At 43.3% G+C, this 12,848-nt stretch carries 10 protein-coding genes; 9 read left to right on the top strand and 1 reads right to left on the bottom strand.

The window, feature by feature from the left end; genetic code table 11:
* The first annotated feature begins 185 nt into the window (after positions 1–185).
* Positions 186–1,103 carry a sulfotransferase domain-containing protein gene (locus RIC07_RS15240; protein WP_446395277.1) on the top strand — a complete coding sequence of 306 codons (918 nt, stop codon included), beginning with the start codon at positions 186–188 and terminating at the stop codon, positions 1,101–1,103.
* Positions 1,104–1,134: 31 nt separating this feature from the next.
* Here RIC07_RS15240 and RIC07_RS15235 read toward each other — a convergent pair whose 3' ends face one another.
* Entirely contained in the window at positions 1,135–2,139 is a 1,005-nt protein-coding gene (locus RIC07_RS15235; RefSeq protein ID WP_446395276.1) for a sulfotransferase, read from the bottom strand.
* Positions 2,140–2,412: 273 nt separating this feature from the next.
* Here RIC07_RS15235 and rfbC point away from each other — a divergent pair, with 273 nt between their 5' ends.
* The 8 genes from rfbC to RIC07_RS15195 all read left to right on the top strand — a co-directional run bounded on the left by rfbC (position 2,413) and on the right by RIC07_RS15195 (position 12,361).
* The gene (gene rfbC, locus RIC07_RS15230) at positions 2,413–2,958 is read left to right on the top strand and encodes a dTDP-4-dehydrorhamnose 3,5-epimerase (RefSeq protein ID WP_446395275.1); all 546 of its coding nucleotides are present in this window, start codon (positions 2,413–2,415) and stop codon (positions 2,956–2,958) included.
* The gene (gene rfbD / locus RIC07_RS15225) at positions 2,955–3,845 is read left to right on the top strand and encodes a dTDP-4-dehydrorhamnose reductase (protein WP_446395274.1); all 891 of its coding nucleotides are present in this window, start codon (positions 2,955–2,957) and stop codon (positions 3,843–3,845) included. The genes rfbC and rfbD overlap by 4 nt, the downstream gene beginning before the upstream one ends.
* A gap of 182 nt (positions 3,846–4,027) precedes the next feature.
* Positions 4,028–5,017 (top strand): sulfotransferase domain-containing protein, encoded by a 990-nt coding sequence (locus RIC07_RS15220; RefSeq protein ID WP_446395273.1) that lies wholly within the window; start codon positions 4,028–4,030, stop codon positions 5,015–5,017.
* Between the two features lie 117 nt (positions 5,018–5,134).
* Positions 5,135–6,208: a glucose-1-phosphate thymidylyltransferase gene (locus tag RIC07_RS15215; RefSeq protein WP_446395272.1), complete on the top strand. Its 1,074-nt coding sequence runs from the start codon at positions 5,135–5,137 to the stop codon at positions 6,206–6,208.
* Positions 6,209–6,859: 651 nt separating this feature from the next.
* The gene (locus tag RIC07_RS15210) at positions 6,860–8,665 is read left to right on the top strand and encodes an ABC transporter ATP-binding protein (protein ID WP_446395271.1); all 1,806 of its coding nucleotides are present in this window, start codon (positions 6,860–6,862) and stop codon (positions 8,663–8,665) included.
* 251 nt (positions 8,666–8,916) lie between these two features.
* Positions 8,917–9,822 carry a sulfotransferase domain-containing protein gene (locus RIC07_RS15205; RefSeq protein ID WP_446395270.1) on the top strand — a complete coding sequence of 302 codons (906 nt, stop codon included), beginning with the start codon at positions 8,917–8,919 and terminating at the stop codon, positions 9,820–9,822.
* A gap of 105 nt (positions 9,823–9,927) precedes the next feature.
* Positions 9,928–11,076, top strand: coding sequence for a polysaccharide pyruvyl transferase family protein (locus tag RIC07_RS15200; protein ID WP_446395269.1), 1,149 nt, complete (start codon positions 9,928–9,930; stop codon positions 11,074–11,076).
* Positions 11,077–11,458: 382 nt separating this feature from the next.
* On the top strand, positions 11,459–12,361 hold the full coding sequence (locus RIC07_RS15195) for a glycosyltransferase family 2 protein (protein ID WP_446395268.1): 903 nt from the start codon (positions 11,459–11,461) through the stop codon (positions 12,359–12,361).
* Positions 12,362–12,848: the final 487 nt, after the last annotated feature.

Below are 12,848 nucleotides of genomic sequence, written 5' to 3'. Positions count from 1 at the left end.
AGCATTTACACCGTCTGAATCGGTCTTTATTGAGTTGTTTAGAAAAAGTCGTGGGAATCCCGTATATCGGAAACTCGCTGCAATTAGGAATTTGAAGTACGGTGTATTTGTGTGTCAAGAGGATAATGCCGGTCAATATGTTAATATTAATAAACTGAGAGAGCTAGTAGAAAAAGCCATCAAATATGTCTAATACACGAATTTTGATCCATATTGGTTATCCCAAATGTGCCTCATCCTGGCTACAGCAGGTTATGTTTGCTGATAAACAAACAGGTTTTTTGGCTTATTGGGGTGCTAAATCTAAGATAGCTAAGAAGCAATTTGTGAATTCTAGTGACTCTTCTTTTGATGCTGATACATTACGCAGAACATTTAAATCAGGTTTGCAGGAAGCTACTCAGCAAAATCTGATCCCCGTATTATCTAACGAGCATTTAAGCGGTGACTTAATGCGTAAAAGTTGGAAAAAAGAGGTTGCAGATAGAATTTATAAGACCTTTCCTGAAGCGCGAATTCTAGTAATAATACGTGAACAAAAATCCATTTTGCTGTCGGCGTATGGACAGTGTATTAAGTTTGGTATGACTCCAACCATAGAGGAATTTTTCGGTACTATCCCAACGGATAAAAAACCAGCAAATGATTCAAATCCAATTTTTAAATTAGACTTTGTAAAATACGATTCATTGATTGAACATTATCAAAACGTTTTCGGTCAAGAAAATGTTTTGGTTATGCCTTTTGAATTATTAAAGAAAGATCAACAAAGTTTCGCTCAAAATATCTTAAACTTTAGCGGCTCAATAGGAAATTTACCTGAAAAAGAAGTTATTAAAAATCCTGGCTATCGAGGGGGCAAGTTAGTGGTGAAACGGCAATTAAATTTCTTGTTTCCGCTGTATAACAGAATGGGGATGCACATTACGGGTAAATTATCAGCAGCAGCCGATAAACTGATACCAGCTAGCATTCATGAGCGGATAGAAAATCAGTGGAAGCAATTCATCGATCAGCGTGTTGGAGATTCTTTTCGTCAAAGTAATCAACCAACAAGTAGTTTGATCGGAATAAACTTAGCTGATTTCGGTTATGAGTGCTAATTTGTGATTTACCGTATCTCTGTTGAAGCGGCTATAGCGCTATTGTAGTATCTGCATATTTTAAAGACGTTATCTGATTGTAATGGGCTTCTATAAAAGCTTTAAGCGACTCTTGTTCCTGTTCAGTTAAAATTTCCCGCCAGCGCTGATGTCTGGATTGTCTAAGTCTTATGGGTAAGGAATAGTTTACATCCGGTAAATGCAGCGCCTGGTGGAGTTGAGAGAAAACTAAATCTGGATTCTGGGCAAACTCCCGATTTCGTACCGGAAAAACGGCATTGAACTCAGAAGCTTGTTCATCAATGGTTTGGTAGACTCGCAACCAATAATCAGCTAATACAGAAACATCTCCCCCCGGAAAAGTTCGCTCTGGTTCAATTGGCGTAGAAGAGTTAGGTCGAATACAACTCCAACAGTGTTGGGAATCTTCAGGAAGATAGTGCTTTAAACCACCAATAACTTTTTCAAGTTTAGCCCAGGTTTCCTTGAGGCTAGCGACACTACTGACAATATCGCGGCTAGAAACAACGAGATGGGCATCCGGAAAAATGCCATGCACAAACGGCAGTTTATTCCATAAATGGGGACTTTTGTTTAAGAATCGCGTATTTTTGCTCCCACCTTCCTCGATCATAATTCGAGCAAAGCCTTCTCTCACGCTTTGACAAATCTCTTCAGTTACATCCTCTGCAGAAAGGGGAGGACAATGTTCTTTTTTGGTAGAGGGTGCAGCCAGCTCAATATTAGCTAACTGACACCACTCCGGTGATAGCTCAAAATTGGCATAACTGGGATGACAGATATTGGGATGCTGTCCCATACATTCCCCTAAGAGAGTGGTTCCTCCTTTAGCAGTTCCTACAATAAAAATTGGCTCGACTATGGGGGGAAGTTCTCGAAAGTTCAGCGAAAATCGTCTCAGTGTGATGAAAGGTTCTGCTGTAAACTTTCTGAATTGCTTGTATTGCTTTCTGTATTTAGTTCTGTAGTCACGCGGAACGGCTTCTTTAATATAGACCCACAATGATTCTTTCATCGCTTTTTCTGATTTTGACTGAACGAGATGAGAGCGAACGCCTACCCATTCTTAGCTTCTAGGTAATTGTAATCCACACATTGTATATAATTTAGGATTTTCAACAAATCTTAAGATAAAGTGATAAAGAAAAAGGGTTGTCTGTTACTTGCGCCCTAGGGATGCCAGAGGGATAAAAGGAGGATAAACTAGATAATGACAGACTTTCATCCTCCTGAAGTTGGATTAAGCTGAAATTTAATTGATTGATTAACTTGTCTACAATAGGTATAAATGAACATTATCCCCAGTAAAATTCCAGACGTCTTAATTATTGAACCTCGCGTCTTTGAGGATGACCGTGGTTTTTTCTTGGAAAGCTACAACCAGAAAGCGTTTACGGAGAAAGCCAATATAGGCGCAGCCTTTGTCCAAGATAATCATTCCCGTTCCGTCCAAAACGTTCTCCGGGGGCTACACTATCAAATCCAGCAACCCCAGGGGAAGTTAGTTCGAGCTATCGTGGGGACAGTATTGGATGTGGCGGTAGATATTCGCCAAACTTCTCCCACGTTTGGACAATGGGTTAGCTGTTTGCTGAGTGCGGAAAATAAGCGACAGATTTGGATTCCGGCGGGTTTTGCCCATGGCTTCTTAGTTGTTTCCGAGGTAGCTGAGGTATTGTATAAGACGACTGACTATTACGCTCCCCAACACGAAAGGACATTACTCTGGAATGACCCAGACTTGGGAATTGATTGGAATTTGACGACAGCTCCTATCTTATCGGCAAAAGACCAAGCCGGGCAACCCTTGAAAACAGCGGAAGTTTATCCATGACGCGAATTTTACTTACAGGTATGGCTGGACAACTGGGGAGTGAACTACAACAAACCCTGGTTCCCCTAGGAGAGGTGATGGGAGTTGACCGCCAGGGGTTGGATTTAACTCAACCAGATAAAATTCGCCAGGTTATTGGTGAAGTTCAACCCGATGTGATTGTTAACGCCGCCGCTTATACCGCCGTGGATAAAGCGGAAACCGAAACTGAACTGGCAAATGCTATCAATGGTACAGCGCCCACGATTATGGCAGAAGCCGCCCAAGAGTTAGGGGCAACGTTAATTCACGTTTCCACCGATTATATCTTTGATGGGCGAAAAAATACACCCTATACTGAAGAGGATACACCTGAGCCCATAAACGCCTACGGTCAATCGAAGCGTTTAGGAGAAGAGGGGGTGCTAAAAAACTGCGATCGCGCGATTATTCTGAGAACCGCTTGGGTTTATGGGGCGCAAGGGAAAGGCAACTTTGTCAAAACCATGTTAAGACTGGGGGCGGAACGTGATGAACTGCGAGTGGTTGTGGATCAAGTGGGGACGCCGACTTGGACAGGGGACTTGGCAAGTGCGATCGCGCAGTTGGTTCAATCTCTCAAATCCGACACTCTGACGGGTATCTATCACTTTACCAATAGCGGTGTCACCAGTTGGTATGATTTTGCTGTGGCTATTTTTGAGGAAGCACAACAGATTGGCTTCCCGTTACAGATCAAACAAGTTATACCAATCACCACGGCTGAATATCCCACACCAGCAGCGCGTCCAGCCTATTCAGTCCTCTCGACTCAAAAGATATCGGCTGTTGTGGGGACTCATCCTCCCCATTGGCGCACAGCGTTGCGGCAGATGCTTAAACAACTCTATACATTAACCGCCAAATAAATGCTTTCAGATGAGTTCCCTCCCCTTGACAAGGGGAGGGTTAGGGAGGGGTCTTTCTCAAGGTATTGAATATTTTTAACAGGTTGACACCAACTCTCACCCTTACACCTCTACATGACATAGCATAACAATTGATTGGGAAAGTCCCAATCTTGAACACCCATAGTAGCTAGACCCATCAGATGACTCAGACGGACTCTCCATTTAACTACGTTTTAATTACAGGTCCAGGTCGTTCAGGGACAACCTGGTTAGGTCAGATGATGAACACATATCAACACTGTACCTATAAATACGAACCCTTTGCCCGATCGCCCCTTTACCGGGATTGGAAAAACGATTTGAAGTCTACAGATGTAGAAAAATTGCGTCAACGCTTCGATCGGCTATGTTCTCGCTGTCACCACGAGGTAGATTTACCCCCATTTCCGGCTAAGAGTTTTCGCTGGCAAAACCCCCAGTTATTACACTTGCTGTATGGTTTGGGTAATCGTATCGAATCATTAAAGTCGGTATACGAGTGGTATGGACAAACTCAACTCACCCCACACACCCCCGTCTTGATTAAGGATGTGAATTTCTTTGTCCCGTTATTACCTCGCCTATGTGAAGTGCTGCAACCTAAGCTGATTGGGATGATCCGTAACCCTTTTGGTAGAATTGCCTCTACCCTCAAGGGAAAAGAACTTAAACAGATTAGTAAATCCTTACAGTCAGAGAAACGAGAACGGATACGGCGGTCGATTGACGCAGTTGGAGGTGGCTTTCTAGCGGAGTATCGCGATCGCTTGGAGGAAATGTCCGATATTCAGTTAGGTGCTATAAGCTGGCGCATCCAAGTCGAGCCGTTAGTTGAGTATACTCGTTCTTATGATCAGGGATTGGTGGTTGTCTATGAAGATTTATGTGAAGATCCTCAGGGCAAAATTACTGAAATTTTCGACTTCGTGGGTTGGGAATTGGGTCAAACCACTCGCGAGTTTATCAAGGAATCCACCTCTGGCGAACGCCAGTTGGCTGATAAATCTAAGGCATATTTTAGTGTCTACCGCGATCCTCGCACCAGTATGTCCAAGTGGAAAACCCAGCTTACGGATGAACAACAAGCTGATATCGCTTCCGTGATTCGCGATTCACCCTTGAAAGACCTTTGGTCTGACTTACCCCTTTGAACTGAGACTCTGAGGATATAATAGATTGAGAAAAATCCTTTCTCGTGTTCGCTCGTAGTGGGCACTTTAGTGCCTCTCCATCAACACCAGCCACTCCAACCAATCTAAGCGAATCCAATGAAAGCACTGATTCTTTCCGGCGGAAAAGGAACGCGACTACGCCCCCTAACCTATACTGGGGCAAAACAACTGGTTCCGGTTGCCAATAAACCGATTTTATGGTATGGAATTGAAGCAATTGCCGCCGCTGGGATTACCGATATCGGAATTATTATTAGTCCAGAAACCGGAGAGGAAGTAAAGACCAAAACCGGAACGGGCGATCGCTTTGGGGCTAAGATTACGTATATCCTGCAAGATCAACCAGCCGGATTAGCCCATGCGGTTAAGATTGCTCAACCGTTTCTAGGGGATTCGCCTTTTTTAATGTATTTGGGTGATAACCTGGTACAAAGTGACTTGAGCTTATTTATCCAACGCTTTCACGAACGGCAGCTAGATGCCTTAATCCTGCTGTGTACCGTCCCTAACCCAACAGCGTTTGGGGTGGCGAAGGTGGATGAAGAGGGGCGAGTCTTGCAGTTGGTGGAAAAACCCAAAGTGCCCCCCTCGAATCTGGCATTGGTGGGGATTTATCTATTTTCTAACACAGTTCACCAGGCGATCGCGAATATCCAACCTTCGGCTAGAGGGGAACTGGAAATTACCGATGCGATTCAATATCTGATTGACCAACCCAAGAAGGTGGAGTCCTTCCAGTTACAGGGTTGGTGGCTGGATACTGGGAAAAAAGATGACCTGTTAGAAGCCAATCGGGTTATTTTGGATACCCTTTTAGAAACTGCTGTCCAGGGTGAGGTAGATGAAAGTAGTCAGGTGATTGGGCGGGTCAAGATTGGTCAGGGTTCCCAGGTAGTTAACTGTACAATTCGTGGACCAGTAACCATTGGCAGAAATTGCCATCTGGAAAACTGTTTTATTGGTCCCTATAGTAGTGTAGCTGACCAGGTTACTCTGATTGATACGGACTTAGAGCATAGCGTTATCTTACAGGGTGCTAAGGTGATTGGTGTGCAGCAGCGGATTGTAGATAGTGTGATAGGACAGCGGGCGCAGTTAAGTGTAGCGCCACGGCGTCCTAAGGCGTTGAGGTTTATGATTGGCGATGATTCGCAAATAGAATTAGTTTGATAACCTTAGTCGCCCAAAAACTGGGGTGAACCTGTAGGGGCGACCTGAGTTTTCACAAAGTCTAGAACCCTGATTCGGGGCGGGTTTAGTCACATCTGGATGGAACCGAAAAGATAGTCGTGAAACCCTCCCCTACACACGAGAGGCGTCATGTCATCGAGGGAAGCGAAGGGTCAAAACTTACCTCCCTTCGTTGCACCACATACCGTGAAAAGTAAGGTAGGGGCGACCCGCTTGCACTAATTAACAACTCCAGCTACTGAATGGGTTCGGGTCGCCCTCTCCTCAACCCTCTGTGACAAAAAGTGTTTCATAGGAGTCAAGGGTTAACAGTTGAGCTATTTATCCTCTAAAATTGGAAGAGTATTAGGATAGACTGGCTACCCTACCCGACTGTCAGTGAATTGAGCTATAGCCTTCCACCATAAAGCCAACAGTGTGGTCATAAGCCAACCCACCTTCAGCATTCTATGTGTATTGCCGATCAAAGAAAATCCCGTTTATCAAAAAAGGTCATCCGTAGGGGAGCACAGACGTGCGCCCTTCCCCCTAGCTGGCGGTTAGTCAGGTAAATAGCACAGATGTGCGCCCTTCCCCATCCCTGACAGTTCAGGTAAATAGACTCTAAAATTAAAACAAACACTTATCCAGATGATTGAGTACCTTTCCAAAGTTTTATATGTTCTAACGGGCAGCCGGAAAAGTCTTATCTTCCTCTTATTGGTATTTATCTTAACCTCAATTCTTGAAGCTTTTGGGATTGGTTTAGTCGGACCATTTATCAGCCTAGCATCTAACCCAGAATCGATTCAAAGTATTACTGTACTTGACTGGGCTTATCGAAGGTCAGGATTTGAATCACCTCAGCAATTTATTCCCATTGTCGGATTTGTCATTATTATAACTTTTTGTCTGCAAGCCCTGTTGTATTTTTCAGCTCAAACCTACGTTTATCGATACACCTACCAACAAAAAAGCCGACTGATAGCCCGATTACTTAAAGCCTATTTAGCAGCACCCTATACATTTTACTTAAAACAAAATACAGCCAACATTATCAAGAATATACTGAGTGAAACAAACACGTTTACTACTGGCTGTTTATTAGCCTTGCTTTTGTTTACAACAAATGGTATTGTGATCGGGGTTTTAATGGGGTTAATGGCTTATAATAATGCCTTACTCCTTGTGATGATTTTGGTGATTTTAGTACCGACATTTTTAGTCTTTAATAAATTTGGATATAAATTTAAGCGGTGGGGAAAAATTCAATCCAAAACTCAAAAGGAAATGATTCGCACGATCAATCACGGTATTGGCGGATTAAAAGAGACCCGGGTAATTGGCTGTGAATCGTATTTCGAGAATAAAATGGACGCGCAAGTTCAGAAATATGCTAGGGCAGCTACTTTGTCTCAAGCGTCTAATCTATTGCCTAACATTTTTATTAAAACCAGTTTAATTGTATTTGTCGTCCTTTTTGTCTCTCTATTTCAAGTTTTCTTTAGTGAAAGCGGAGAAGATTTAACCGCTGTGATGGGGGTCTTTGCCGTCGCTTCAGTGCGATTAATTCCGGCATCGAATCAATTCATTCAGTCAATGGCGAAACTGCGAACCTCAAGCTATGCGCTGGATATGCTCTACTTGGATCTTAAGGAGATAGAGAAACGAGAAGTCCATAATCGTTTAGAACGTTTAAGCGATTCAACAGCGAAAGAATCAGTTAAGCGAGGAAATCAAAACGGGAACCTTTTGAGTTTCGCGAATCAAATAGAGCTGATGGATGTGACCTATCGTTATCCGGGGGCGGCAGATCCGTCTCTTGACCAGATTTCTTTTAAGATTAAGAAAGGGGAATCCATTGCCTTAATTGGTAAATCGGGAGCGGGAAAGACAACGTTAGTAGATGTAATATTGGGACTCTTAGAGCTAGAGAGTGGAGATATTAAAGTCGATGGTGTATCCATCTATGAGAATCTGCGCTCTTGGCAAGATCTGGTCGGATATATTCCCCAGTCTATTTTTCTGACTGATGATACAATCGAACGGAATATTGCTTTTGGTGTTCCTGATGAGCAGATTGATCAGGAACGATTGTACAAGGCGATCGCAGCCGCGCAGCTTGAGGAATTGGTTGAGCAGTTACCGGATGGGATAAAGACGGGGGTTGGTGAACGGGGGGTACGTTTATCCGGGGGACAACGCCAACGGATTGGCATTGCTAGGGCGATTTATCATGAACGGGAGATTTTGGTGCTGGACGAAGCGACAGCAGCATTGGATAATGAGACAGAGAGTCGGGTGACTGAGGCGATTAACGCTCTGGCGGGGACGAAAACCCTAATTGTGATTGCTCATCGATTGTCTACGGTTGAAAACTGCGATCGCGTATATATGTTGGAGAAGGGAAGGGTGGTTAAGTCGGGGAGTTATCAGGAAGTGGTTTTGGAAACATAAATAAATGGTGATATGACAAATTATGTTCAAGAAGTAAAGTTTCGCCTAATTGTACATAATTCTGTTCTTAGTTAAGTGAATTGTTAGTTGCTCAAGTTAGTTCTTACACGTAATATAGCATTTCTCATCAGGATGGGGTACTTGTGTGGATGTGGAGGACGTAAGCCTTGCGCCCCTACATTTGGGTGTACCTCACGTACCTGGTAGCTGTTCTACATAACGCAAAACTCAACATTCTCGGAAATAAAAATATGCGCTTACCCGACTTCTTAATTATAGGTGCAGCCAAGTGCGGAACAACAACATTATTTAAGTATTTATGTAAGCATCCGCAATTCTATAACCCATGTAAAGAACCTGAAATCTTTGGCAAAAAAGGAAACAAAGAACCTAATTTTTTTAGCCGCGATGATATTTATGCCAAAGGAATTGACTGGTATGCTTCACTGTTCAGTCGGGCTAGACCTGATCAAGTTTGCGGTGAGGCAACAACAGACTATACCAAGTATCCGCAGTTTCCAGAATCGGCAGTGCGTATCGCTAAACATCTGCCTGATGTAAAGATGATTTACATTATGCGACATCCGGTAGAACGAGCATATTCTTACTATGTACATCTTAATCGCACCAATCGCCAATTAAATTTTCAAGAAACGTTTGAAGATCATATTCAAAAAACAACGGTTTCCCTAGATGGCAGTGATTATATGTTGCAAATAGAACAATATCTCAAGTTTTTTCCTAAGGAAGCATTCCTTTTTCTGTTAATGGATGACTTGGTTCAGCAGCCTAAAGATACCTTGGAAAAAGTTTTCAATTTTATTGGTATTGATGATGGAATTGATGTAATGTCAGAAAATGAGGTGGCTGCCAATAAAGCGAGTCAACATTTTGAAAATATTTATCGTTCCAACCTATTTGCTCCTTTGCGTAAAATACCCGGAGCCAATTCAGTGAGGATGTTGCTGCCTAAGTCGTCGAGAGATAAAATTTACCAGCTGTTAAGGAAGACCGCTTACGGAGAACAGGTTAAGAAACAATACGACCCTCAGCCAATGCTTCCAGAAACCCGTCAGATGTTGTTAGAGAGATTCCAGGAACCGAATCAAAGACTGTCTGAATTTCTAAATCGAGATTTATCCCATTGGTCTAAATAAACCAACAGATATGACGGTAAGCTGTCCAATCGTTAGTCAATTAGTAAAAAGCCCGTAATCATGCTAGCTTTCCCGTACTTTTGAAATAACAGCCACAAACATGTCATGATTTCTCTTCATGGTGCTTACTACAATAATAACTTTGGCGACTTACTGCTAATCAAAATTTTTGAGAATTGGATTAAAAGCAAAGTCAATCAGACCATTGTCTATCCTTTAGTCCCCCAGGCAGAGCGAGATAGCTTTAGGACTCATTTCCCTAAGGCAATTATTGGTCTAGAACAAAACCAACATTGGCAAGCCCTAATTTATGCTGGAGGAGGATATTTTGGCGAACCTGAAAGTAACCGCAATAAGACTTTTGGTGGAAAATGGAATAAACGCTTCTTTCGCCTGCATGTATTACCGGCTGAAATTTGTCTGTGGCGGAAGATTCCTTATGCAATCCTGGGAGTAGAAGCGGGTCCTCTTTCCAATATCTTTGTCAGACAGGAAGTCAGACGCATTGTCAAAAATGCTAGAGTCTTATCGGTTCGCAATATAGAATCAAAGCAATTTTTACAAGAAGAATTAAATATTCGTTCTCTTATGGTCGTTGCCCCAGATGCGGCTTTGGCATTGAATGAAACAGATATTCCCACCGCAGCACTTGAGGTTGTGACTCAACGCTTAGCCCCCTATAAAGGAATGATATTGTTGGGCATTCATCAACCTTCCCTTTATCTGAGAAAAAATCCTCAAGCCGATTTATTGAGAAAAAGTTTACTAGCGTCTTTGACTTCAGCTTCAGATGTTATCCCCATCCTTTTTTCAGATGACGGGGATATTCATTCATCCCAGAAAGCCTGTAACAATTTAACCCAAATAATTCAGAGTTCTACGGGCAAGCAATGTTTAGAATTTCCGTTCCATGGACTATGGGAAACGACGGCATTAATTTCTCAATTATCAGCCGTTTTAACCCCCAAGCTTCATGTTGGCATCGTAGCTTACGGTTTAGGTGTCTACTGTGAGTCCTTTGCCAATCATCAGAAAACACCTCGTTTCTACAGACAGATTGATCGCCCCTCACAATGCACCAGGCTTAATAGTGTAACTGAAGATACAGTTATGGATAAAATAGACCGTGCTATCCAAAGCAGTCGCCGTCAAGTATCCATTCGCGATCAGAATTGGTATAAACTCAAAGAAGAGGCACGGCTTAATCAAAGTCTGTTATTCTCTTTCCTTGATTCAGTTGTGTCCAGTCGTTAGGAACTTCTTTGCCACGGCGATTAAAATCGCTGCTACACAAACAAAGTCCGCCTACGCGGACTGGATTATACTCTGCACAGTCATAATCTGTCATTCTGAGTCCTGAGCGAAGCGAAGGAACTGAAGCGGAGTGAATAATCTCACCAGATGCTTCGCTCAGGACTATGACAAATAAGCTGTTCGGCATTTAAACCTTAATGTCAATAATGGCGAAAGGATGGTAGTGCGAGCATCTTGCTCGCTACTAATACCCAATTTAAATGCATGACAGCTTACTCAGATTGTGATCGTGTGCAGTATATAAAATACGTGGCTAACCCAAACTCAGTATAAAATTGCGGAAAAATGGTAATTCTAGCCAAATATCATTAACCCCATTCTTATGCCGCCCCAAATCAGTGTTATCATGTCGGTCTACAACGGCAGTCGTTACTTAAACGAGTCGATAGCAAGTATTCTCAGTCAAACATTTACGGATTGGGAATTTATCATCATCAATGATGGCTCGACTGATAACTCTGAGTCCATAGTGCAAGGGTGGCAAAAGCAGGATGAACGGATTAAACTGATTAGCCGGAGCAATAAGGGGCTGACTATTTCACTCAATCAGGGACTCAGTTATGCTCAAGGACAATATATTGCTCGCATGGATGCTGACGATATTGCCTTACCCGATAGATTTGCCAAACAAGTAGCTTTTTTAGACGAAAATCCTGACTATGTAGCCGTTGGTTGTCGCATGTTAGTCATTGATCCTGAAGGGATGCCCATTTTTACCTGCTCAAGACTAACTACTCATGAAGAAATTGATGCGGCATACATGGCGGGTCAGGCTGGGATTATTGGTCATCCAGCCGTTATGATGCGTCGTCGTGTCCTGCAAAGTATTGGTGGTTATCGTGAACAGTTTACCTACGCACAGGATCGAGATCTGTTCTTAAGACTCGCAGAAGTTGGCAAACTCGCCAATCTGCCAGACACACTGTTAGAATTCCGCTTGTACCCCACGAGTGTCGGTCACTCTCGGCGTTCTGAACAAAAACAGTGCGCCCATTTAGCCACAATAGAAGCCCATCAGCGCCGAGGATTGGAACCGCCCATCCTATCGGATAGTAGCAGTGAACCGTCCAAGTCAATCAGCGGCTTACACCGTCAATGGACGTGGTGGGCATTAGGATCAGGTAATCTGGCAACAGCAAGAAAGCACGCGCTCTTAGCCTTAGCCAGACAACCCCTAGCGGTGGAATCATGGAAGGTTTTCGCCTGCGCTTTGCGTGGATGGTGACTTAGACTTAAGCCCTCAACTAAAGTTGGGGCTAAAAGCTGAAACCCGTTGAAACGGGTTCAAAGAGTTATAGCCGTAGACACATCAATTAGGACAAACGAACTGTTGTAGAGACGCGCCATGGCGCGTCTCTACCAAATGATGCGTCCTAACCGCTATGGCGATTATAATTCATTTATTTCCAGGCTATGCGAGTCAGCACCATTTAGCTTACAGCGCTTTTCAAGTCATAGGTTCGTAGTTGCGCTTTAGCGCCGTAAACGTTCGCATCACTGAGTTACGTCCTCCTACACCGACTCTACTGTCGTGGCACACCTAAAATGGTAGATTAGAATTGTAGGGGCGCAAGGCTTGCGCCCAGTTTAAGCGTCAAATCTATTCCACAATTTTAGCTGTGTCAGTCCAGTAGGCTTCCTTTGTTGCCTGCCGTTTTATAACGACGCTTCCAACGTTTTATAGGGGGGAATCCCTTTTCAGAACTGGAAAC

The organism is Coleofasciculus sp. E1-EBD-02, from assembly GCF_040218245.1.
Classification (GTDB): Bacteria; Cyanobacteriota; Cyanobacteriia; order Cyanobacteriales; family Coleofasciculaceae; genus Coleofasciculus.
This window is presented reverse-complemented; position numbering and strand designations above follow the sequence as displayed.

What these genes read in the sequence shown, in the direction of transcription:
- RIC07_RS15240 (WP_446395277.1), top strand. Translation starts at nt 186, where the DNA reads ATGTCTAATACACGAATTTTGATCCATATTGGTTATCCCAAATGTGCC.
- RIC07_RS15235 (WP_446395276.1), bottom strand. Translation starts at nt 2,139, where the DNA reads ATGAAAGAATCATTGTGGGTCTATATTAAAGAAGCCGTTCCGCGTGAC.
- rfbC (WP_446395275.1), top strand. Translation starts at nt 2,413, where the DNA reads ATGAACATTATCCCCAGTAAAATTCCAGACGTCTTAATTATTGAACCT.
- rfbD (WP_446395274.1), top strand. Translation starts at nt 2,955, where the DNA reads ATGACGCGAATTTTACTTACAGGTATGGCTGGACAACTGGGGAGTGAA.
- RIC07_RS15220 (WP_446395273.1), top strand. Translation starts at nt 4,028, where the DNA reads ATGACTCAGACGGACTCTCCATTTAACTACGTTTTAATTACAGGTCCA.
- RIC07_RS15215 (WP_446395272.1), top strand. Translation starts at nt 5,135, where the DNA reads ATGAAAGCACTGATTCTTTCCGGCGGAAAAGGAACGCGACTACGCCCC.
- RIC07_RS15210 (WP_446395271.1), top strand. Translation starts at nt 6,860, where the DNA reads ATGATTGAGTACCTTTCCAAAGTTTTATATGTTCTAACGGGCAGCCGG.
- RIC07_RS15205 (WP_446395270.1), top strand. Translation starts at nt 8,917, where the DNA reads ATGCGCTTACCCGACTTCTTAATTATAGGTGCAGCCAAGTGCGGAACA.
- RIC07_RS15200 (WP_446395269.1), top strand. Translation starts at nt 9,928, where the DNA reads ATGATTTCTCTTCATGGTGCTTACTACAATAATAACTTTGGCGACTTA.
- RIC07_RS15195 (WP_446395268.1), top strand. Translation starts at nt 11,459, where the DNA reads ATGCCGCCCCAAATCAGTGTTATCATGTCGGTCTACAACGGCAGTCGT.